General features: G+C 69.7%; 21 protein-coding genes. 8 read left to right on the plus strand and 13 right to left on the minus strand.

Translation table 11 applies throughout. The annotated features are described in order from the left end of the window. Positions 1 to 37: 37 nt before the first annotated feature. The 9 genes from gltX to AAFN86_RS18300 form a co-directional block, all read right to left on the minus strand. Positions 38 to 1,378 carry a glutamate--tRNA ligase gene (gene gltX, locus AAFN86_RS18260; RefSeq protein ID WP_347544860.1) on the minus strand — a complete coding sequence of 447 codons (1,341 nt, stop codon included), beginning with the start codon at positions 1,376 to 1,378 and terminating at the stop codon, positions 38 to 40. Further along, positions 1,375 to 1,680, minus strand: coding sequence for a hypothetical protein (locus tag AAFN86_RS18265; RefSeq protein ID WP_347544861.1), 306 nt, complete (start codon positions 1,678 to 1,680; stop codon positions 1,375 to 1,377). Before AAFN86_RS18265 ends, gltX begins: the two co-directional genes overlap by 4 nt. Continuing rightward, a complete protein-coding gene (locus tag AAFN86_RS18270) occupies positions 1,677 to 2,066 on the minus strand; it encodes a hypothetical protein (protein WP_347544862.1) in 390 nt (129 codons plus the stop codon). Before AAFN86_RS18270 ends, AAFN86_RS18265 begins: the two co-directional genes overlap by 4 nt. Next, positions 2,063 to 3,733, minus strand: a complete 1,671-nt coding sequence (locus tag AAFN86_RS18275; RefSeq protein ID WP_347544863.1) for an NAD+ synthase — start codon at positions 3,731 to 3,733, stop codon at positions 2,063 to 2,065. The genes AAFN86_RS18270 and AAFN86_RS18275 overlap by 4 nt, the downstream gene beginning before the upstream one ends. A gap of 34 nt (positions 3,734 to 3,767) precedes the next feature. Then, a complete protein-coding gene (locus tag AAFN86_RS18280) occupies positions 3,768 to 4,688 on the minus strand; it encodes a DMT family transporter (protein WP_347544864.1) in 921 nt (306 codons plus the stop codon). 61 nt (positions 4,689 to 4,749) lie between these two features. Then, complete coding sequence (locus AAFN86_RS18285; protein ID WP_347544866.1) at positions 4,750 to 5,634, minus strand: DMT family transporter; 885 nt, start codon at positions 5,632 to 5,634, stop codon at positions 4,750 to 4,752. A 16-nt stretch (positions 5,635 to 5,650) separates the two neighbouring features. Beyond that, positions 5,651 to 6,442 carry a transporter substrate-binding domain-containing protein gene (locus AAFN86_RS18290; protein WP_347544868.1) on the minus strand — a complete coding sequence of 264 codons (792 nt, stop codon included), beginning with the start codon at positions 6,440 to 6,442 and terminating at the stop codon, positions 5,651 to 5,653. Continuing rightward, positions 6,439 to 7,569 (minus strand): nicotinate phosphoribosyltransferase, encoded by a 1,131-nt coding sequence (locus AAFN86_RS18295; protein WP_347544943.1) that lies wholly within the window; start codon positions 7,567 to 7,569, stop codon positions 6,439 to 6,441. The genes AAFN86_RS18290 and AAFN86_RS18295 overlap by 4 nt, the downstream gene beginning before the upstream one ends. A gap of 113 nt (positions 7,570 to 7,682) precedes the next feature. Further along, positions 7,683 to 9,062, minus strand: a complete 1,380-nt coding sequence (locus AAFN86_RS18300; RefSeq protein ID WP_347544869.1) for a class II 3-deoxy-7-phosphoheptulonate synthase — start codon at positions 9,060 to 9,062, stop codon at positions 7,683 to 7,685. A gap of 153 nt (positions 9,063 to 9,215) precedes the next feature. Here AAFN86_RS18300 and AAFN86_RS18305 point away from each other — a divergent pair, with 153 nt between their 5' ends. Further along, positions 9,216 to 10,379, plus strand: coding sequence for a serine hydrolase domain-containing protein (locus tag AAFN86_RS18305; RefSeq protein WP_347544871.1), 1,164 nt, complete (start codon positions 9,216 to 9,218; stop codon positions 10,377 to 10,379). A gap of 81 nt (positions 10,380 to 10,460) precedes the next feature. On the opposite strand, the gene gorA is transcribed toward AAFN86_RS18305, so the two are convergent. Further along, on the minus strand, positions 10,461 to 11,843 hold the full coding sequence (gene gorA, locus AAFN86_RS18310; RefSeq protein ID WP_347544872.1) for a glutathione-disulfide reductase: 1,383 nt from the start codon (positions 11,841 to 11,843) through the stop codon (positions 10,461 to 10,463). A gap of 105 nt (positions 11,844 to 11,948) precedes the next feature. Between gorA and AAFN86_RS18315 the strand changes: the two genes are divergently transcribed. The 3 genes from AAFN86_RS18315 to gpt all read left to right on the plus strand — a co-directional run bounded on the left by AAFN86_RS18315 (position 11,949) and on the right by gpt (position 13,875). Then, positions 11,949 to 12,731, plus strand: coding sequence for a tetratricopeptide repeat protein (locus AAFN86_RS18315; RefSeq protein WP_347544873.1), 783 nt, complete (start codon positions 11,949 to 11,951; stop codon positions 12,729 to 12,731). A 324-nt stretch (positions 12,732 to 13,055) separates the two neighbouring features. Next, entirely contained in the window at positions 13,056 to 13,397 is a 342-nt protein-coding gene (locus AAFN86_RS18320; protein WP_347544874.1) for a tRNA-binding protein, read from the plus strand. A gap of 1 nt (position 13,398) precedes the next feature. After that, the gene (gene gpt, locus AAFN86_RS18325; protein ID WP_347544875.1) at positions 13,399 to 13,875 is read left to right on the plus strand and encodes a xanthine phosphoribosyltransferase; all 477 of its coding nucleotides are present in this window, start codon (positions 13,399 to 13,401) and stop codon (positions 13,873 to 13,875) included. Positions 13,876 to 14,077: 202 nt separating this feature from the next. Here the strand turns inward: gpt and AAFN86_RS18330 are convergent, their stop codons facing one another. After that, positions 14,078 to 15,376, minus strand: a complete 1,299-nt coding sequence (locus tag AAFN86_RS18330) for a hemolysin family protein (protein WP_347544876.1) — start codon at positions 15,374 to 15,376, stop codon at positions 14,078 to 14,080. Positions 15,377 to 15,829: 453 nt separating this feature from the next. Between AAFN86_RS18330 and AAFN86_RS18335 the strand changes: the two genes are divergently transcribed. The 4 genes from AAFN86_RS18335 to AAFN86_RS18350 all read left to right on the plus strand — a co-directional run bounded on the left by AAFN86_RS18335 (position 15,830) and on the right by AAFN86_RS18350 (position 18,149). Then, a complete protein-coding gene (locus AAFN86_RS18335; protein WP_347544877.1) occupies positions 15,830 to 16,129 on the plus strand; it encodes a hypothetical protein in 300 nt (99 codons plus the stop codon). A gap of 61 nt (positions 16,130 to 16,190) precedes the next feature. Beyond that, positions 16,191 to 16,817 carry a bifunctional 4-hydroxy-2-oxoglutarate aldolase/2-dehydro-3-deoxy-phosphogluconate aldolase gene (locus tag AAFN86_RS18340; protein WP_347544878.1) on the plus strand — a complete coding sequence of 209 codons (627 nt, stop codon included), beginning with the start codon at positions 16,191 to 16,193 and terminating at the stop codon, positions 16,815 to 16,817. A gap of 1 nt (position 16,818) precedes the next feature. After that, positions 16,819 to 17,739, plus strand: coding sequence for a sugar kinase (locus tag AAFN86_RS18345; protein WP_347544879.1), 921 nt, complete (start codon positions 16,819 to 16,821; stop codon positions 17,737 to 17,739). Continuing rightward, a complete protein-coding gene (locus AAFN86_RS18350; protein ID WP_347544880.1) occupies positions 17,736 to 18,149 on the plus strand; it encodes a hypothetical protein in 414 nt (137 codons plus the stop codon). The genes AAFN86_RS18345 and AAFN86_RS18350 overlap by 4 nt, the downstream gene beginning before the upstream one ends. On the opposite strand, the gene AAFN86_RS18355 is transcribed toward AAFN86_RS18350, so the two are convergent. Together AAFN86_RS18355 and AAFN86_RS18360 are read right to left on the minus strand one after the other, a co-directional pair. Then, complete coding sequence (locus AAFN86_RS18355) at positions 18,110 to 18,604, minus strand: GNAT family N-acetyltransferase (protein WP_347544881.1); 495 nt, start codon at positions 18,602 to 18,604, stop codon at positions 18,110 to 18,112. The genes AAFN86_RS18350 and AAFN86_RS18355 overlap by 40 nt on opposite strands. Before the next feature lie 6 nt (positions 18,605 to 18,610). Continuing rightward, positions 18,611 to 20,113, minus strand: a complete 1,503-nt coding sequence (locus tag AAFN86_RS18360) for a M81 family metallopeptidase (RefSeq protein ID WP_347544883.1) — start codon at positions 20,111 to 20,113, stop codon at positions 18,611 to 18,613. Positions 20,114 to 20,162: the final 49 nt, after the last annotated feature.

Consider the following 20,162-nt stretch of genomic DNA (forward strand, 5'->3'; position numbering starts at 1 on the left):
CACCGCTTGGTCGCCTACCGCCGGGCCGCGATCCCCGTCAGGCCGTCGCGTTGCCAGATAGCCGCAACCGTAGCGCCGCCTTCTCCCGCCCGATCAGCGGCAGCAGGGTGACGAGGTCGGGGCCGTGGTCCTCGCCGGTCAAAGCGAGGCGCAGCGGCAGGAACAGCGCCTTGCCCTTGCGGCCCGTGGCTTCCTTCAGCGCGCCGGTCCAGGCGGCCCAGGTCGTGGCGTCCCACGGTTCGGGCGGCAGGGCGGCCAGGGCGGCGGTCAGGAACTCGCCTTCCCCGTCCAGCACCGGCGGGACAATCGTGCCGCGGATGATGTCGAACCACGGCCTCGCTTCGCGCATCAGGTCGAGATTGCCGCGCACGGCCAGCCACCAGGCTTCGTCCGCGCCTTCCGGCAGGCGGTCCCGCACGGTGGCGAAGGGAGCCTCATGCAGGATGCGCCGGTTCAGCACCAGCATCTGGCGAGTGTCGAAGCGCGCGGTGGCATGGGACACGCGGGAGATGTCCCAGGCCGGGGCGAGTGCGGCCGGCATCCCCGGCACCGGGTCGGCCGAGGTGCCGAGGGCCGCCAGATACCCGGCCAGCGCCGCGGGTTCGATCCCATCCTTGCGCAGGTGGCGGAGCGAGATGGAACCGAGGCGCTTGGACAGCGGCCCGCCATCATCGTCGGTCAGCAGCGGCAGGTGGCCGAAGGTCAGCGTCTTGGGGTTGCCGCCCAGGGCTTCGTAGATGTCGAGCTGGATGCCGGTGTTGGTGACATGATCCTCGCCGCGGATGACGTGGGTGATGCCCATCTCGATGTCATCGACGACGGAGGTGAAGGTGTAGAGCGGCGAGCCATCCGCGCGCACCAGCACGGGGTCGGAGATGGCGCTGAGCTTCACGCTGCGCTCGCCAAGGACGAGGTCGCGCCAGGCGACCGAACGCGGTGCCAGCTTGAAGCGCCAATAGGGCTGCTTGCCGTTGGCCAGGGCGCGCTCGATCTGGTCCGGCGTCATCTTCAACGCCTCGCGGTCATACAGCGGCGGCTTGCCCTCGCGGCGGCGGCGTTCGCGCTTGTAGGCGAGTTCCTCTTCCGTCTCGAAGCACGGATAAAGGCGCCCGGACGCCTTCAGCCGTTCAGCCGCGGCGGCGTAGCGGTCAAGCCGGTCGGACTGCGCGACACGCTCATCCCAATCCATCCCGAGCCAGCGGAGGTCTTCCTCGATGGCCGCGGCGTACTCGGGCTTGGATCGTTCGAGGTCGGTGTCGTCCAGGCGCAGGATGAAGGCGCCGCCATGCCGGCGGGCATGCAGCCAGTTGACGAGCGCGGCGCGGGCGTTGCCGACATGCAGCAGGCCGGTGGGGGATGGAGCGAAGCGGAGTTTCATGGGTTGGGATCAAGTGCCTGGTAGTCGGTGTCGGCCCGTTTCGTGGCCGGCTGCGCGATGCAGTGGGCGAGCCAGGGCTTCAGTTCGAAGCCCGGCGCGATGGCGTATTCGCCGAAGGCCAGGAAGGCCTGCTCCAGCGCAGCGGGGTCGGGATATTCGCCGCGCAGACCCTCCACCTGGTCGCGGATGAAGCGGCGGGCGTATTCCGCCGCGGCCTCGGCGGTGCGGAAGCCGTCGACGGACCACTCCTCGTCAGGGTCCTGGTAATGGGCGAAGTCACCGCAAAGGACGGAATGGCTCACGCCTCGTCGTCCTCGTCTTCGTCATCCTCGTCGCGGCGGGGGTCGAGGACGCGCCAGTTGCGGTCCTCTGCATCGCGGACCGGGGCGTCGGCGAAATCCTTCAGTTCCGACCGGCTGACCCAAGCATCGTCGCCGGCGCCGAGGACTTCTGCATCCTCGCCATAGGCGAACCAGGCATCGAGCGTGGCCTTGGCATCCGCCCCCGGCGCGCGACAGCGTTCGACGGAATCGCGGACGTAGCGACGGGCGAAGGCGTTGGCGTGCTCGATGCTGATGAAACCGGTGACAGTCTCGACAGGGTCAGAGCCGTTGGCACCGGACATGTCCATGATCTGCACGGCGAATTCGCCTTCGGGGAAGACCTGGGCTTCGAATTCCTCGGTCATTTCACGAGCGCCGTGAAGCCGTTGGTGATGGGATAGCGGCGGTCGCGACCGAAGGCGCGGGCGGTGATCTTCACCCCCGGCGGGGCCTGCCGCCGCTTGTATTCGGCGCGGTCCAGCAGTTTCCATACGCGCAGCACGGTCGGGCGGTCGAAGCCGTCGGCGACCAGGGCGTCGACGGATTTCTCGCCCTCGATCAGCCCTTCCAGGATGGCGTCCAGAACCTCGTATTCGGGCAGGCTGTCCTGGTCCTTCTGGTCGGGGCGCAATTCGGCGGAAGGTGGCTTGGTGATGACGCGCTCGGGCATCACCGCGCCGGCGGGACCCAGCGCGCCGGCTGGGATATTCGCGTTGCGCCAGCGGCACAGCGCGAAGACCATGGTCTTGTAGACATCCTTCAGCACCGAATAGCCACCGCACATATCGCCATAGATGGTGGCGTAGCCGGTGGACATCTCCGACTTGTTGCCTGTCGTCAGCAGCATCGAACCGAATTTGTTCGACAGAGCCATCAGCGTCACGCCGCGGATGCGCGACTGGAGGTTTTCTTCCGTGATGTCGGGCGGGCGGTTGCCGAAGGTCGGCGCGAGCATCCCCGCGAAGGCGTCCATCGCCGGGCCGATGCCGATGGTGTCGTAGCGGATGCCCAGCAGCCGCGCGCATTCGGCGGCGTCCTCCAGGCTTTCCGAGCTGGTGTAGGGGGACGGCATCATCACCGCCTGCACGCGGTCGGCGCCCAGCGCATCCACCGCGACGGCCGCCGAGATCGCCGAATCGATGCCGCCCGACAGTCCCAGCACCACGCCGGGGAAGCCGTTCTTGTTCACATAATCCCGCAGGCCGAGCGTCATCGCGGCATAGACCTGCCCGAGCGTGTCGGGCGGGGGCACCACCGCGCCGGGGACGCAGACCAGGCGCTCGCCCTCGCGTCGCCATTCGGTCAGGCGGACTTCCTCGGCGAAACTCGGCAGCAGCCCAGCGAGCGACCGGTCGGGGTTCAGCACGAAGGACGCGCCATCGAAGACGATCTCGTCCTGCGACCCGACCTGGGCGAGGAAGACAAAGGGCAGCCCCGTCTCCACCACCCGCGTGACCGCGAGCGGCAGGCGCTGCCGGTCGTGCTTGTCGGCCTCGAAGGGCGAACCGTTGATCGAGAGCAGGATTTCCGCACCGGTCTCGCACAGCGTCTCGGCGACAGTCGGCAGCCACCAATCCTCGCAGACCATCAGCCCGATGCGGAAGCCGCGGAAGGGGATCGGGCCAGGCACCGGGCCGGCGTCGAAAACGCGCTTCTCGTCGAACACGCCGTAATTAGGCAACTCGTGCTTGGCGCGGCGGGCGGCGATGCGCCCGCCTTCGAGCAGGAAGGCCGCATTGTAGAGCTTGTCCCCATCCGCCCAGGGACCGCCGACGATCAGGCCCGGCCCGCCATCGGCGGTCTCGGCGGCCAGGGCCGCGATGATCTCGGCGCAGGCGGCGACGTAAGCCGGCTTGCGGACGAGGTCCTCGGGCAGGTAGCCGCCCACCGAGAATTCCGGCGTGACCACTAGGTCGGCGCCGAGGCGCGCACCCTCGGCACGCGCGGCGCGGATGCGGTCGGCATTCGCGTGCAGCGCGCCGACATGGGTGGTGTTGATCTGCGCGAGGGCGATCTTGAGCGTGTCGGCCATGATGGGCGGAACCTAGGGACGTGGCCCCGGGGGGTCAACGAGAGCCGGTGACGCCCAGCACCATCCCCGCCGTGACGACGGCGAGCCCAGTCAGCGCAGCGACGCCCAACGGCTCCCCCAGCAGGGGCCAGGCGGCGAGCGCGGTCATGCCCGGCACCAGGGAGGTGATGGCGCTGGTGGTCTCCGCACCGATCGAATTCATCGCGCGGGTGAACAGGAAGCCGGCCAGCAGCACGGCGAACAGCCCCTGGTAGATGGTCTGCAGCACCACCGGCAGCAGCGGCGCCGCGGCGATGGAACCGCCGCCGAACAACCACCACAACGGCAGGGTGACAGGTGCCGCCAGCAGCATCACCACCAGCGTCGCATCCAGCGCCGAGACCTCCCACCGCTTCACGCAAGCCATGTAGAGGGCCCATGACAGGCCGCCGAGCGGGAAAATCAGGTCGCCGCGCCAGGCGCCGGGCCAGGCGCCGACGGTCTCCGAGGCGATCAGCGCAATGCCCGTCCCCACGATCACCAGGCTGAGGAAGCGTCGCCCCTTCGGCTTCTCGCCGAAGGCGACCCACCAGACCAGCGCGATGCTGAAGGGCAGCAGCCCCGGCAGCAGCACCGCCCCATCGGCGGCCGGCGCCATCGAGAAGCCGAGATACGCCGCATAAGGAAAGCCGAAGCCCGCGAAGACCGTCAGCACGGCCGCGCGCGGCAGGCTGATGCGCGGCAGGCCGCGCCATGCCAGCACCGGCAGGGCGGCGAGGAAGGCACCGCCATGGCGCAGCGCCAGCATGTCGAAGGGCGTGAGGCCGAGCGACGGCGACAGCCGGGCGCTGAGCAGGAAGCCCGACCAGACGAACAGCACGCCGAAGGCGCAGAGGAAACCGGTGCGGCGTTCGCGCGTGGCGGACCCGGCCTGATCGTCGGGGTCGGCCAGGGTGGCACGGATCATGTCGTTCATAGTGCCGGAGCCTAGATCAAACCTTCCACGGGCGGAATTTCGGCCCTGGCGCGACGGCTGGTCAACGCGCGCGCCCCATCCCCACCAGCATCCCGCCCGAAACCAGCAGCACTGCCAGGATCGCGACCGGGGACAGCACCTCCCCCAACAGCGGCCAGGCGGTGATGGCAACCAGCGCCGGCACCGCCGCGCCGATCATGGTCGTCGCCGCCGGCCCGAGGGCCGCGACCGACCGCGTGTAGAGGATGCCCGCGATCACCGAGGCCCCCGCGCCATGGAACGCCGCCTGGGTCAGGATGACGGTCCATGACGCCCCCGCCATGCCCGAGGGCAGCAGGAAAAACCAGACCGGCAGGAAGACCGGCGCGGCCGCGAGGCCCAGCGCGATCGTCGTATCCAGCGCCGGCAAGGCCCAGCGCTGCACCAGCAGCGTATAGACCGCCCAGCTCGACACGGCGGCGAGGAACAGCAGATCCCCCCGCCAGGCCCCTTCCCAGGCGCCGCTGGTGGTCCAGGCCAGCAGCACGCTGCCCATGGTGATGATGCCCAGCCCCGCCAGCCGGCGTGCCGTGATCCGCCCCATCCCGCAGGCGGTGGCGAGCAACGCGGTGACCGCCGGCAGTCCCGCCGCCATCACCGTCGCGCCATGCGCGGCAGGCGCCAGCTGGTATCCGGCGTAGGCGCCGAGCGGAAAGCCGAACCCTGCGAAGACCAGGACCGCCGGCACCCGGCGCGGGGCGATGCGCGGCAGGCCATGCCAGGCCAACAGGGGCAGCACGCAGACGAAAGCGCCCGCATAGCGCAGCATCGCGACATCCCAGGGCGTCAGCCCGTCGCGCACGATGAAGCGCGAGACCAGGTGAAACCCGGTCCAGACCAGCAACAGCAGCCCTGCGCAGATCCAGCCGACCAGCCGCTCGCGCGCAGCGTTCGGCGTCACGGTCATGGCGGCTGGCGAGGTCTCAGCCCTCGAAGCGCGAGCCCGGCGGCGCGACCGCCCCGCCGATGCCGCCGGCATCCAACGCGCGCCGCACCGTGCCGTCTGCCTTGGCGCGTTCGATCCAGGCAGTGGCGGCGGCCAGCGATTCCGGCCGGTTCGGCGGCACGATGATGGCTGTGCCGAGGGCGTGGAAATGCCCTTCCAGGATGCGCAGCCCCGGCACCTGCGGCAGCAGCGTCTGCAACGATTCCAGCCCGAGGGCGATGGCCTGCGCCCTGCCCTCCCGCATCCAGCCCAGCGCCTCCGGCACGCCGACGGCCGCAAGGAAACGGGCGCGGGGGAAGGCCCGCTCGGCGCTGCGCAACGTTGTGGTGCCGCGCACGCCCGCGATGGTGAGGTCGGGCGTGTTGGCGTCCGCGACCCGCATGATGGCCACGCCCGCCACGACCGCAAGCGTCGAGACGGAGAGGTAGTAGTTGGGCCCGACGCCGACGCGCGCGGCGCGTTCGGCATCCATCGGCACGAAGGCGACGTCGAGCCGGCCCGAGGCGATCGCGTCGGTGACCTCGGAGGAAGAGTTGAAGGTGATCAGGTCGAGCGTCGCCCCGGCATCTGCAGCCAGGGCACGCGCCAGCGTCACGGTCACGCCCTGCGGCGCGCCGGCGGCGTCGGGGCTCGCCCAGAAGGCCGAGGAGACGGGTGCGACGCCGATGCCGATGCGCACCTGCCCGCCAGGTGCCAGCGGATGGGCGGATTGCGCCAGGGCAATGCCTGGCAGGAACAGGATGGCGCGGCGAAGGACCGCAGTGGTCACTGACCGCCACCGCTCTTGCGTCGCGCCTCGCCGCGGCGCAGCAGGAATTCGCGCCCGACCTTCACCCGCGGCGCCCCGTCATATTCGACGATGTCGGCGGTGGCGTAGGTCTCGGACCAGGCATCGGGAATGAAGGACCCCGTGCCGACCACGTCGATCGGCGCGCGGGCTTCCGCCATGACGCGGCACTTGCCGACGCCGAAGCCGGAGGAGGCGACGATGCGGACCTTCGTGAAGCCGGCGGCGTCGAGTTCTTCCCGCATCTTCCATACGGCGGCCGCCGATACCCCGGTACCGACCAGGTGGCGCAGCTCCGTCTCGGATCGGTAGCGGCGGATCGCGGCGGGTGCGTGGCGTTCCAGCACGGCGTAGGATTCGGCCGGGTCCAGACCTTCGAGGAACCGCCCGCCATGGGTATCGAGCCGCATCGCGAGCCTGCCCTCGGCAGCCAGTTCGCGGAAGCGATGCGCCACGGCCAGGCCGTCCGATACCTCCCGTCCGAAATAGTCCACCAGCACCGTGAGCGGTTCGTTCGGGTAGGTCTCGTGGAACATCTCGGCGGCGCGGACGGTCGTGCCGGCATAGCCGATCAGCGCGTGCGGCATGGTGCCGTAGCCGGCCTTCTGGCCGAACCAGTGGGCCGTCGCGTCATTGGCATTGCCGATGAAGCCCTTCGCCCCTTCGGCCTGCGCGGCGCGGCTGCCGATGGCGGCGGCATAGGCCATCATCTCCTGCATCTCGGCCCCGGCGCAGTGGCGGGCCTCCATGGCCAGGAAGGCCACGTTCGGCAGTTCGAGGCACATCTGATAGGCGTTGTGGGCGGCCACGCAGGCCGCGCCGAGCTTCTGCAGGAGCAGCGTCTCGAGGTCCGATAGCGCGATCAGCGATCCGGTGGCGTAGATCAGCGGATCGCCGGCGCCGACCCAGGTGCCTTCCTCATGCACCAGGTCGATCTGGATGTCGGTGCCGCGCGCCTCCGCGACGGCACGCATCCAGTCCAACGCCAGCCGGGGCGCCGAGACGACCGGGCGGCGGAGGAACACCGCATAGGTCACGCGGCAATCGCCGAAGCGCTGGACGATCTGCTTGGTGCGGTTGAAGTAGGAATCGGTCCGCGCGGTGATCACCGCATCGTTGGTGTCGGCCGCCGGCGCGGCGACCGAAGCGGGGGTATCCCGCTTCGGCACGCCGGTCGCCAACGCTGTGCCCAGCGCGCCAGACCCCAGCGCCGCCGGCTTGTTCACTGGGCTGCCTGGGCCGGTGCGGCCTGGGCCGCCGCCTTGCGGGCCTTGAGCTCCTCGGCGATCAAGAAGGCCAGTTCCAGCGACTGTTCCGCATTCAGCCGCGGATCGCAGGTGGTCGCGTAATTGGCCGACAGGTCCGTCTCGGACAGGCGATGCGCGCCGCCGAGGCATTCCGTGACGTCCGAACCCGTCATTTCCACATGCACGCCGCCGGCGGTGGTGCCCTCGGCCTCATGCACGTCGAAGAAGCCGCGCACCTCGCCCATGATGGAATCGAAGACGCGGGTCTTGTACCCGGCGACGGTGGTGGTGTTGCCGTGCATCGGGTCGCACAGCCACACCACGTTGCGCCCGGCGCGCGCCACCGCGCGCACCAGCGGGGCGAGCTTGGCCTCGACCTTGTCCGCACCCATGCGGGAGATCAGGGTCAGCCGGCCCTTCTCATTCGCCGGGTTCAGGATCTCGGTCAGGCGGACCAGTTCGTCGGCCTCCATGGTCGGGCCGACCTTCATGCCGATCGGGTTCTTCACCCCGCGCAGGAATTCCACATGCGCGCCGTCCGGCTGGCGGGTGCGGTCGCCGATCCACAGGAAATGGGCGGAACAGGCATAGGCGTCGCCGGTGGTCGAATCGATGCGGGTCAGCGCCTGCTCATACGGCAGCAACAGGCTTTCGTGGCTGGTGTAAAAATCCGTCTCCCGCACCTGCGGCAGGTCGGACATTCCACAGGCCTGCATGAAGTTCAGCGTCTGGTCGATGCGCGTCGCGAGGTCCGCATAGCGATCCGCCAGCGGGCTGCGCGCGACGAAGCCGAGGTTCCAGCGATGGACATGGTGCAGGTCGGCATAGCCGCCGGTGGCGAAGGCGCGCAGCAGGTTCATCGTGCCGGCCGACTGCATGTAGGCGAATTCCATGCGCGACGGATCCGGGATGCGGGCCTCGGCGGTGAAGTCGGGGCCGTTGACGATGTCGCCGCGATAGGATGGCAGGGTGACGCCGCCCTTGCTCTCCGTGTCGCTGGAGCGCGGCTTGGCGAACTGCCCGGCCATGCGCCCGAGCTTCACCACCGGCACCTGGCCGCCGAAGGTCAGCACCACCGCCATCTGCAGCAGCACGCGGAAGGTGTCGCGGATGACGTTGGCGGTGAAGTCGCCGAAGCTCTCGGCGCAGTCGCCACCCTGCAGGACGAAGGCTTCACCGTCGCCGGCGCGTGCCAGCGCGGACCGGAGGCGCCGGGCCTCGCCTGCAAAAACCAAGGGAGGAAATCGCGCGATCTTCCCTTCCATCGCGGCCAAGGCCGCCTGGTCCGGGTAGTCCGGCACCTGCCGGATCGGCATCGCCCGCCATGATTCGGGGCTCCAGCCTCGCGCGCTCATTGTCTGGCACTCTCCTCCATGAAAGTCGGGCACTTTAGCCCTGCCTCGGGGGATGGGGGAAGCGGCGCGGCCGTGCGAGGCTGGCAGGGCGGCCATGTGATGCCGCCGGGTTGGTTTCGCGGCCGCGCGACACAGCATCAGGGAGGAACGCCGATGAAGGGTCAGGACCAGGTCGCGCTGCGGATGCAGGGCGCCATCCAGGCGGGCGACCTGCCCGGGATCGTGGTGGCCGCCGGCGGGCGCGACGAGGCCGGTTTCGTCGAGGCCTTCGGCGCGCGGCGGCTGGGCGCGCCGGAGCCGATGGCACCCGACACGGTGGTCTGGATCGCGTCGATGACCAAGGCGGTCACCGCGGTCGCAGCGATGCGTCTGGTCGAGGCGAAGCGCCTTTCGCTGGATGCACCCGTGGCGGATATGCTGCCCGAACTCGCGCAGGTGCAGGTGCTCGATGGCTTCGACGGCGCCGGCCAGCCGGTGCTGCGGGCCCCGAAGCAGGCCATCACGCTGCGCCACCTGCTGACCCATACCTCGGGCTTTTCCTATGAGATGTGGAGCCCGCAGACGATCAAGGCGCGCAAGGCGCTCGGCCTGCCGCCGATGACCAGCGGCAGGCGCGCCGCGCTGATGCTGCCGCTGCTGTTCGAACCCGGCGAGGCCTGGCACTACGGCATCGGCCTGGATTGGGTCGGGCGGATGGTCGAGGCCGCGACCGGGCAGACCCTGGGCGCGCATTTCGCCGAGACGATCTTCGCGCCGCTCGGCATGGCCGATACCGCCTTCCGGCTGCGCGACGACATGCGCGCGCGGATGGCCAGCATCCATGCTCGGGGCCCCGATGGCGTGCTCACGCCCATCGACATGATCATCGAGCAGGACCCGGAATTCGAGAGCGGCGGCGGTGGGCTGTATTCCACGGCGCGCGACTACCTGACCTTCGCGCGGATGATCTTGAATGGCGGGCGGCATGGCCGCGAGCGCCTGCTGAGCCCGGTGACGGTGGCGATGATGGCGCAGGACCAGATCCCGCGCATGGCGGTGCAGCCGATGATCTCGGCGATGCCCGGGGCGACGAACGACGCGGATTTCTTCCCTGGCCAGCATTGCGGCTGGGGGCTTTCGTTCCTGGTCAACCGGCATCCTTCGCCGCAGGGGCGCGCGGCGGGCGGCCTGGCCTGGGCCGGGCTGGCGAACACCTACTACTGGATCGACCATGGGCGGGGCACGACGGGGATCTTCATCTCCCAGGTGCTGCCCTTCTTCGACGCCAAGGCGGTGGGGCTGTTCCGTGATTTCGAGGCAACGCTGAACGGGCTTTGATGGGCCGTACCGACGGGCCTGCGCTGTCCCGCCGACGGACAGACAAAGGAGGGGGCTCGGGGGAGTTCCCTCCCCCGACCTTCACTCCGCCGCCGCCTGCACCCCCGCCACCCGCGTGCGCGTCCGCAGCGTGACGAATTCCTCCGCTGCCGTCGGATGGATCCCGATGGTGCGGTCGAAATCCTGCTTGGTCGCGCCCATGCCGATGGCGATGCCGATGCCCTGCATGATCTCGGCCGAATCCTCGCCAAGCATGTGGGCGCCGAGCACCTTCTGGGTCTGTTGGCAGACCACCAGCTTCATCAGCGTCTTGCGCCCGTCCCGCTTGCTGATGGTGTGGCGCATGGGGGTGAATCGGGTGACGTAGACATCGACCGGCCCGCGCGCGGCGGCCTCGGCTTCGGTCAGGCCGACGGTGGCGATGGGCGGCGACATGAACACCGCCGTCGCGACGTTGTCATAGGAGGCGTGGCGCGGGTTGTTGCCGAACAGCGTGTCGGCCAGCGCATGGCCGACGGCGGTTGCCATCGGCGTCAGGTTCACCCGGTCGATCACGTCACCGATGGCGTAGATGTGCGGCACGGCGGTGCGGTGATCCTCATCGACCGGGATCGCGCCCTGTGCATTGACCCCGATGCCGGCCTTCTCCAGCCCCAGCCCCGCCGTGTTCGGCATGCGGCCGGTGCAGAAGAACACGGCATCCGCCTCGCGCATGAAGTTGTTGGACATCGCGACCATCAGCCCGGCGCCCAGCCTCGTGATGCGCAGCGGGCTGGCATCGGGGTTCAGCCGGATGCCCTGGGCGGCGAGCGCCTCGGCCGCGGCGCCGCGCACATCCTCGTCGAAGCCGCGCAGCGGCAGGGGGGCGCGGTACATCAGGTCCACCTCGGCGCCGAGGCCGCGCAGGATGGTGGCGAATTCCACCGCGATATATCCGGCGCCGATCACGATGGCGCGCTTCGGCAATGCCTTCAGCGTGAACAGGTCGTCGGAGACCAGGCCCAGTTCCGCGCCGGGAATGTCGAGCCGCGCCGGGGTGCCGCCGGTGGCGACGACGATGCGTTCGGCGGTAACGCGCTGGCCGCCGACATCAAGCGTATGTGCATCGATGAAGGTCGCCCGCGCATCGAAGGAGGTCACCCCTGCCCCGGCGAGCAGCTTGCCGTAGATGCCCGAAAGCCGCGCCACCTCGCCATCCCGCGCGGCGGCCAGCTTCGCCCAGTCATGGCCCTGGTGGCGGTGTTGCGGCCAGCCGAAGGCAACCGCATCCTCGGCCCAGGCGCCGTATTCGGCGGCCTGCACCATGATCTTCTTGGGCACGCAGCCGACATTGACGCAGGTGCCGCCCCAGAAGCGTTCCTCGGCCACCGCCACCCGGGCGCCATGCCCGGCGGAAATGCGCCCCAGGCGCACGCCGGCGGAACCGCCGCCAATGACGAACAGATCGAAATCATAGGCAGCCATGCGGCATACGCTCCTGTCTCTGCGGCGCAGCATATCGGGTGGAAGCCGGTAGGCGCCAAGTCACCTTAATTGCGAGTCATTCGCATTTATGTCAGACCCACCATCATGTTCCGCCGCCGGTCGCCCGCCCGCCTTCCGCGCCCCAGTGTCTCGGCCGCCACGATCCGGCAGGCGAGCGCCGAGCGCCTCGCCACAGCCTTTTCCGCCCCGCCCGAGGACGCCGCGCCGTGGGTCGAGGCCGCCGCGAAATACGGCATGCCGCGCGCAATGGTCTTCTGGGGGCACTTCCTGCTGGACGGCCTGGGCCGGGTCCCGCAGGACCGCGCGGCGGCCTGCGCCTGGTTCCGGATCGCCGCCTCGGTCGGCGAGGTCGAGGGCATGAACATGCTCGGCCGCTGTCTGGAGAATGGCTGGGGCGTCGCCATCGATGAGGCCGAGGCGACACGCTGGTTCGCGCGCGCGGCCAAGGCCGGGCTCGACTGGGCGCAGTACAACCTGGGCAACATGCTGCTGCAGGGCCGCGGGATCGAGGAGGATCGCGCCGTCGCGCTGCACTGGTATCGCGCCGCGGCCGCCCAGGGTCATGCCAAGTCGATCAACATGGTCGCGCGCTTCCTCGAGGAAGGCTGGGACGGCCCTGCCGACCCCGAGGGGGCCGCCCGCCTCTACGCCCTGTCGGCCGAGCGCGGGGATTTCCGCGGACAGTTCAACCTTGGCACCCTGCTGACCGCGCAAGGGCGCATCGATGAGGCCGCGCACTGGTTCCGCGCAGCCGCGCAAGGCGCGCATGAGGCGTTCCGGCACAGCATGGCCGAACGGCTGGCGGCACGGCCGGAGCCTGAACTGCGGGCAGTCGCGGCGAAGATCCCGCGCGGCGGGTCCGCGTGACAGGCAGCGAAATGGCGCGCCAGACGTCGCCGCCCCTGGGCTTTGGCCCGGACGCGTGAGGATTGGAGGGGCACCGCCCCTCCAAGCCACCCCGCCAGGGACCAACGGGTCCCTGGACCGCGGATTCCTGGCGATTTTCCGGGGTAGTAGCGCCTGTTTGCACGGGTGCGCAGCACCGCATTGCGGCCGCCTTCGCGGTGCGGTGCCAAAACAAGGGTTTTCAGTGGGCTTGGCGCGTTGGTGGGGGAGGACGGGAGAGGGCGAGTGGCCCTCAACGCCGCGCGCCCTCTCGCGCCGCCGGCCCAACTGATCTAGACGCCATCCATGGACACGCCAGCGACCATCGACGATTTCAACCGCCTGGACATCCGCGCCGGCACCATCGTGGACGCCCAGCCCTTCCCCGAGGCCCGCAAGCCTTCCATCCGCCTATGGGTGGATTTCGGCGGCACGATCGGCGTGAAACGATCCGCGGCGCAGATCACCGTGCATTACGCGCCGGACCGGCTGATCGGCCACCAGGTGATGGCGGTGGTGAATTTCCCGCCCCGCCGGATCGCAGGCTTCGAAAGCGAGGTGCTGGTCCTCGGCGTCCCTGACGAAAGCGGCGCGGTGGTGCTGCTGAAGCCGGACCTGCGGGTCCCGGACGGCGGAAGGATGTTCTGAGATGGCGCCACGCTACTACACCGTCACCTGGGACCAGTTGCACCGCGACAGCAAGGCGCTGGCCTGGCGCCTGCTGGAAAAGGGACCATGGCGCGGCATCGTCGCCATCACCCGTGGCGGGTTGATCCCCGCGGCGATCATCGCCCGCGAACTGGATTGCCGGCTGATCGAAAGCGTGTCGATCGTCACCTATGACGAGGAGAAGCGCGGCGACCCGCTTGTCGCCAAGCCACCGGTCGCGGCGGGCGATGGCGAAGGCTGGCTGATCGTCGACGACCTGGTCGATACCGGCACCACGGCCCGCGTGATCCGCGCCCTGGTGCCGAAGGCGCATTTCGCCACGGTCTACGCCAAGCCCGCCGGCAAGCCGCTGGTCGATACATTCATCACGGAGGTGTCCCAGGACACCTGGATCATGTTCCCCTGGGACACCGAGCCGCAATTCATCGCGCCGATCGCGAAAACAGCCGCGAAGTAGCACGCTGCCCGGAGGCGGACCGGCGCCAGCAGGGCCGGCGAATATTCCGGCTGATCCCAGTCGAAGACGTCGGTACCGTCTTCATCGGGGCGGCAGGCGTTCCAGCGGATCTCGGCATTGGGTGTCTGGCTGATCACCCGATCGACAGATGCCGGCCGCGCCGGTCGGCATTCATCGGCGGGCAGTGGTAACCACGGGCGCTTCAGGCCGCCACATCCTCGCGGCTCGCCAACACCTTGTCGACGCGGCGGCCATCCATGTCGACCACCTCGAAGCGCCAACCGGCCCAGATGATGCGATCGCCCTCCTTGGGCACGCGCTTGAGCAGTGCCAGCATCAGCCCGCCCACCGTGTGGTAGGTACCGGCCCCGGGCAGCGCCGGCAGGTCCAGCCGGGCGCGCAGCTCGTCCGAGGGCATCGACCCGTCGAGCAGCAGGGAGCCGTCATGCCGCTCGATGGCGACGCCATCGGGCGAAGGCTCGGTCGGGCCGAGATCGCCGACGATCGCCTCGAGCAGGTCGGAGGCGGTGACGACGCCCTCGAAGGACCCGTATTCGTCCATCACGAGCGCCATGCCGAGCCGGTCGCCGCGCAGCCGCTCCAGCGCATCGAGCGCGGTCAGCGTGTCCGGCAGCACCAGCGGCTGGCGCAGCACGGTGCTCAGCGACATCGGCGTGCCCTCCAGCATCTGGTCGAGCAGGTCCTTGGCCACCACCACGCCGACCACGTTGTCGACGCGGCCATCGGCGACGACGAAACGTGTCACGTTGCTCGCGCGCAGCCGCGCGGCGATGTCGGCCGGTGCGTCCGACCGGTCCAGCCAGGCGAGGTCGTTGCGCGGCGTCATCAGCGCGCGCACGGGCTTGTCGGCCAGGCGCAGCACGCGCTCGATCATGTGCTGCTCCTCTGTCTCCAGCGCGCCGGCCTGCGCACCCTCGGCGACCACGGCCTTCACTTCTTCTTCCGTCACGGACTGCTCGCCGGGCACGGCGGGGCCGAACAGCTTCAGCACCACCGCCGAGGAGCGCCCCAGCACCCAGACGACGGGCGAGGAGAAGCGAGACAGCGTGGCCATCGGCCGGGCGACGACCACGGCAACCCGTTCCGGATTGCGCAGCGCGACCTGCTTCGGCACCAGCTCGCCAAGGATCAGGCTGAGATAGGTGATGACGATGACGACGAGCGTGAAGGCGATTTCGGGCGCGTAGGGGGCGACGAAGGGAATGACGCTGATCGCTTCCCCCAGCGTGCCGGCCAGGCGCGCGCCGCCAAAGGCGCCGGCGAAGATGCCCACCAGCGTGATGCCGACCTGCACGGTAGGCAGGAAGCGCTGCGGGTCGTCGGCCAGCGCCAGCGCGGCCTCGGCACCCAGGCTGCCGCGGCGCTGCAGCGCCATCAGGCGCGACCGGCGCGAGGAGACGATGGCCAGCTCGCTCATGGCGAAAGCGCCATTGAGCAGGACAAGCAGGAAGATGACGCCAATTTCGAGGGCTGTGCCCATGGGTAAGAAGGAACCTCCGCGCGGGCTTCTAGAGCAGATCCCGCGCAGGCGAAATCACCTGGTCGGGGGAAGATGTTCGGCAAAACACAGATGTCTGCCGCCGAACGGGACGGCGCTGCGATCCGGGAGCGCGCCACAGCATATGGGGGATGCCGATGTGAGGCAGCGACACCGCCCTGTCGCCGCCGCATGGTGGCGGGTAGGCCGTGACGCGCGAGGCCTCGCCTCTGGATTGCACAAGGATCGATGCGGGCTTCTCGGCCGCCTCAACGCAAATATACGAACGACCACCTATACTACTGATATTATGTAATTTTGATGGGAATCAACATTCCAATCATGGTTGCTACGATTCGTGGAATTTCGCGACTCTCATCGTATTCCGAGACGATTTCTGCTCGCGCAGCGCGCAGCTCTTCGTTAAGAAGGCCTTAAGACGCGAGCGCGAGGCCGATGCCCGACACCAATTCCCCGCCCGAATCCGCTAACCCGGCCTCCGTCGCGCGGTTCCCCCAGCGTCCCGAGGACCGTCTCCGCCTCGCGCTGCGCCGGCTTGATGAAGCGATCGGCGAGCAGTCCGTCGCCACCGCCGGGCTGCGCGATGCCATCGGTGACCTGTCGCGCACCATGTCGCGCCTCGGCGAGAGTGTCGCTGGCTATCGCGGCGCGCTCGATACCACCGCCTCGGAGATCGAACGCGCCCTGACCGCCGCCCGCCGGCTGGAGATGACGGCCGCCTGCATGGTGGTCTGACCACCGGCCCTTGCCACCGCCCCCGGCCCGGCCAAGCATGCCGGCCGGAGGAACCGGCGCCATGCACCCATTGATCCCTCGTCTGCGCGAGGCCCGCATCATCCCGGTGGTGCGCACCTCCTCGGCGGCCCGCGCCGCGACGGCCGTCGCTTGGCTGCAAGAAGCCGGGCTGCGCATCTTCGAGATCACCATGACGGTGCCCGAGGCCCCTGCCCTGATCCGAGCCCTGGCCGCCGATCCGAACATCTTGGTCGGTGCGGGCACGGTGGCCGATGCGCGGATGGCCGAGGCCTGCCTTGATGCCGGTGCGAAATTCATCGTCGCTCCCTGGGTCGATCCCACCCTCGCCGGCGTGGCGCAGGAGGCCAGTGCCTGCCTGATGCTGGGCGCGCTGACGCCGACCGAGGTGCGCGCGGCGCTGGCCGCCGGCGCCGATGTGGTGAAGGTCTTCCCGGCGAGCTCGGTCGGCGGTCCGGCGCATGTGAAGGCGCTGCGCTCGGTCTTCCCCGACGTGGTGTTCTGCCCGACCGGTGGCGTCGATGCGCGCAATTTGCCAGACTACCTGGCCGCCGGCGCGGCCTTCGTCGGCATCGGCGGCAAGCTGGTGGATGAGGCGCTGATCGCCGCCGGCGACCGTGCCGCGGTGCAGCGCGCCGCCGAGGACGCGCTCGGCATCGTGAGGACCTGACATGGCCGAGTTGCTGTGCATGGGCGAGCCGATGCTCGAGTTCAACCAGCTTCGCCCCGGCCCGGATGGCCGCGTGCTGTATCTGGAAGGCCATGGCGGCGACACCTCCAACGCCGCCATCGCCGCGGCACGGTCGGGCGCATCGGTCGGCTATGTCAGTGCGATCGGAACCGATGCGGCCGGCGACAGCTTCATGGCGCTGTGGGCCCGGGAAGGCGTTGCCACCGACACCGTCATCCGCCGCCCTGGCGGGCAGACCGGCATCTACTTCGTCACCCATGATGCCGGCGGGCATCACTTCACCTTCTACCGCACCGGCAGCGCCGCCGCGCTGTACCGGCCGCAGGAGGTGCCCGGGGATGCCATCGGCGCCGCGCGCATCCTGCATGTCTCCGGCATCAGCCAGGCGATCTCCGAAAGTGCCTGCGACGCCGTCTTCCACGCCATCCATTTGGCACGAGAGGCTGGAGCGAAGGTGTCCTACGACACCAATCTTCGGCTGCGCCTTTGGCCGGCAGCGCGGGCCGCAGCGGTGATGCATGCCGCGATCGGCATGGCCGATATCGCCCTGCCGTCACTGGATGACGCGACGGCGTTGACCGGCTTGACCGACCCGGATGCGGTGGCGGATTTCTATCTGCGGCTCTGCCCGCTGGTGCTGTTGAAATGCGGCGCGGCGGGCTGCGTCGTGGCGACGCGGGACAGCCGTACGCGCATCCCGGCGCATCGCGTGCAGGCGGTGGATGCGACCGGCGCCGGCGACACCTTCGCGGGTGCGCTGCTGGCGCGCCTGCTGGCGGGGGATGATCCGGTCGGTGCCGCGCGATACGCCAACGCGGCCGCGGCGCTGTCCACCACCGGCCATGGCGCGGTCGCACCCATACCGCGCGAGGCGGCGGTGCGCGCCTTGCTCGCCGGGTGACAGCGCGTCCGGCTGCGCTGCTGGCACTGTCGCTGCTGCCGGCGCTGCTGCTGGGCGCAACGGAGCAGGCCTCGACCGATACCATCATCAGCGATTGCGGCGGCGGCGTGACCGGAGGCGGTGGCGGCACCTGCATCGAAGTAGATGGCACAGCCGCCCTGCTACGACGTCCGCGCGCCGGCGCGCCAGCCGAGGAGACCCGGCTCGACGTGCCTGCACCCTATGCCCGCATCGCCGCCCTGCTCGACAGTGCGGGCTTTGTCCGCATGCCGCGCGGCGCGCCGTCCAACATGACCTGCTCGATCACCTGGCTGCGGGATGGGCAGTCGCATGTGGTGACGTGGGGCATCGGCCGCGCCCCGGCGGCACGTCAGCCGGCCTGGCGGGAGATCGAGACGCTCAGCGGCTGATCGGCGGCGATCGCCAAGGCATGGGTTGCCTGCGGATTGCCCGGGATCGGCACGAAGCCCAGAGCCTCCCAGAAAGGGAAGGCCGTGACCGGCGCCCGCAGCCGGAGATGGGCTGCCCCGGATTGTCGCGCATGGCCGATCGCCGCACGCGCCAGCGCCGCGCCGATTCCGCTCCGCCGCGCCCAGCCGGCGACATAGAAGCGTCGCATCCGCAGGGCCTCGACCCAGGGGTCGCGTGTGACGCCGCCGATGCCACAGAGCCGACCCTCGGCATCACGTGCAGCGAACAGCGCCTCCCCGGCACCGGTGAAACGCTGGCGGCCATCGGCCCAGTCGCGCAGCAGCACATCGAGCATGCCGAAGCCCTCCCCGGCGGCATCGCGTGCCAGGGCGGGCAATCCGGCGGGCAGGATCGTCGTGACGCGCAGGATCTGCATCGCCTCGGGCTCCCGCATCGATGATCACGCCGTGCGGCGATTATCCCCTGGCCGCAGCCGCAGGCCCGGACGCAGGTTGGTGAAGGGCAACACCGCCGGATCGGCGACCACCGGCCCTGGCGCGGTGACGACGATGACCTCCGACGCGATGGGCTGGAAATGCGCGCGGAAATGCACCGATGACTTCACCGCGACGATGCTCTGTTCCGCAGGCTCGATGCCGAGGAAGCGGAAAATCTCCTGGTCATGCGCCTGCATCTTGCGGCTGACGACGACCACCCGCACCCCCGGTGCGACGCGGATCAGCGCCGAGAGGCCGAGATTGGCCGGATTCCCCTTCCCCATCGGCCCCGACAGGGTGAAGCAGCCATCGGAGAGTTTCTCGACCAGCGCAGTGACGCGCAGTGGTGCGCCGTCGCTCTTGCCGCCGAGGTCGAGGGTGATCTCCGCCCCCTCGCCTGCCGCGTGGCAGGCGGCGGCGGCATCTGCATCGTTCATCGGGGCGAGCACCGCACCCTGCGCATCCTGGCGGATCAGTTCGGCAAGCAGCCCGGTGGTATCGCCATGCCCGCCGCCGCCAGGATTGTCCTGCGTGTCGGCGAGCACGACAGGTCCCGTCATGCCACGCATCGCCATCGCGCGCGCCACGCCTTCGGCGGCCGGTGCGACGCCGAGGGCGAAGTCCGTCTCCTTCGAGGTGATGAAGGCGGCGAGGGCTTCGGCCGCGGCGGCAGCCTGGTCGAGCGTGTCGGCATAGGATGCGATGGCCATGCCGCAGCCGGGGAAATCCGCATAGGGAAAGCCGAAGCAGAAGCCGAGTTCCCAGACGCCATCGGCCTCGTTCAGGCGTGCGCGTTCCGCCATCACATCGGCCATCGGCGCGACCATCGTGCATTGGCCGGGCAGCGGGGTCCAGAAATCCAGCTCGCGGAACACCTTGGCCGGACGCACGCCGTCGCGGATCATGCGCAGCAGCAGGCGCACCGCCTGCGCGCCGGCCGGCTTCATGTCGATATGCGGATAGGTGCGGTAGGGCACCAGCACATCGGAATGCGCGACCATCGCCGCGGTCTTGTTCGCATGCGGGTCGAGGCTGACGGCGATAGGCATGTCAGGGCCGACCACGGCGCGGACGCGGCGCAGCACCTCGCCCTCCGCATCGGGGAAGTCGTCCGACACCATCGCGCCATGCAGTTCGAGATAGACGCCGTCGAGCGGCCCGGCCTCCATCGCGTCGGACAGCGCGGCGACGAGCAGCCCCGTGATGCGCTCGAAGGCTTCGCGCGTCACCGGGCCGGCAGGGTTGGCAAAGGCCCAGGCGAGCGGGGCAATGTCCACGCCTTCGGCCTCGGCGACGGCAATGGCGCCGGCACAGGGGGCGGCTGTCGGGCGCAGCGCATCGAGCAGCGTCGCGGCGTGCTGCAACGGCGGGAAGCCGCCTGGCTTGACGAAATCCATCCACGCCGTCGGGCGCGGGGCGAAGGAATGGCTTTCGTGCTGGAAGCCGCCGATGGCGATACGGGTCATGAATGCTCCTTTGCGCATCCGATATCCGGACCCGCGGGCCGGATGGCGG

The sequence above is a fragment of the Roseomonas sp. CAU 1739 genome (genome assembly GCF_039839775.1).
GTDB lineage: Bacteria > Pseudomonadota > Alphaproteobacteria > Acetobacterales > Acetobacteraceae > Neoroseomonas.

What these genes read in the sequence shown, in the direction of transcription:
- AAFN86_RS18305 (WP_347544871.1), top strand. Translation starts at nt 9,216, where the DNA reads ATGAAGGGTCAGGACCAGGTCGCGCTGCGGATGCAGGGCGCCATCCAG.
- AAFN86_RS18300 (WP_347544869.1), bottom strand. Translation starts at nt 9,062, where the DNA reads ATGAGCGCGCGAGGCTGGAGCCCCGAATCATGGCGGGCGATGCCGATC.
- AAFN86_RS18340 (WP_347544878.1), top strand. Translation starts at nt 16,191, where the DNA reads ATGCACCCATTGATCCCTCGTCTGCGCGAGGCCCGCATCATCCCGGTG.
- gorA (WP_347544872.1), bottom strand. Translation starts at nt 11,843, where the DNA reads ATGGCTGCCTATGATTTCGATCTGTTCGTCATTGGCGGCGGTTCCGCC.
- gltX (WP_347544860.1), bottom strand. Translation starts at nt 1,378, where the DNA reads ATGAAACTCCGCTTCGCTCCATCCCCCACCGGCCTGCTGCATGTCGGC.
- gpt (WP_347544875.1), top strand. Translation starts at nt 13,399, where the DNA reads ATGGCGCCACGCTACTACACCGTCACCTGGGACCAGTTGCACCGCGAC.
- AAFN86_RS18275 (WP_347544863.1), bottom strand. Translation starts at nt 3,733, where the DNA reads ATGGCCGACACGCTCAAGATCGCCCTCGCGCAGATCAACACCACCCAT.
- AAFN86_RS18335 (WP_347544877.1), top strand. Translation starts at nt 15,830, where the DNA reads ATGCCCGACACCAATTCCCCGCCCGAATCCGCTAACCCGGCCTCCGTC.
- AAFN86_RS18280 (WP_347544864.1), bottom strand. Translation starts at nt 4,688, where the DNA reads ATGAACGACATGATCCGTGCCACCCTGGCCGACCCCGACGATCAGGCC.
- AAFN86_RS18360 (WP_347544883.1), bottom strand. Translation starts at nt 20,113, where the DNA reads ATGACCCGTATCGCCATCGGCGGCTTCCAGCACGAAAGCCATTCCTTC.
- AAFN86_RS18355 (WP_347544881.1), bottom strand. Translation starts at nt 18,604, where the DNA reads ATGCGGGAGCCCGAGGCGATGCAGATCCTGCGCGTCACGACGATCCTG.
- AAFN86_RS18330 (WP_347544876.1), bottom strand. Translation starts at nt 15,376, where the DNA reads ATGGGCACAGCCCTCGAAATTGGCGTCATCTTCCTGCTTGTCCTGCTC.
- AAFN86_RS18345 (WP_347544879.1), top strand. Translation starts at nt 16,819, where the DNA reads ATGGCCGAGTTGCTGTGCATGGGCGAGCCGATGCTCGAGTTCAACCAG.
- AAFN86_RS18320 (WP_347544874.1), top strand. Translation starts at nt 13,056, where the DNA reads ATGGACACGCCAGCGACCATCGACGATTTCAACCGCCTGGACATCCGC.
- AAFN86_RS18315 (WP_347544873.1), top strand. Translation starts at nt 11,949, where the DNA reads ATGTTCCGCCGCCGGTCGCCCGCCCGCCTTCCGCGCCCCAGTGTCTCG.
- AAFN86_RS18270 (WP_347544862.1), bottom strand. Translation starts at nt 2,066, where the DNA reads ATGACCGAGGAATTCGAAGCCCAGGTCTTCCCCGAAGGCGAATTCGCC.
- AAFN86_RS18285 (WP_347544866.1), bottom strand. Translation starts at nt 5,634, where the DNA reads ATGACCGTGACGCCGAACGCTGCGCGCGAGCGGCTGGTCGGCTGGATC.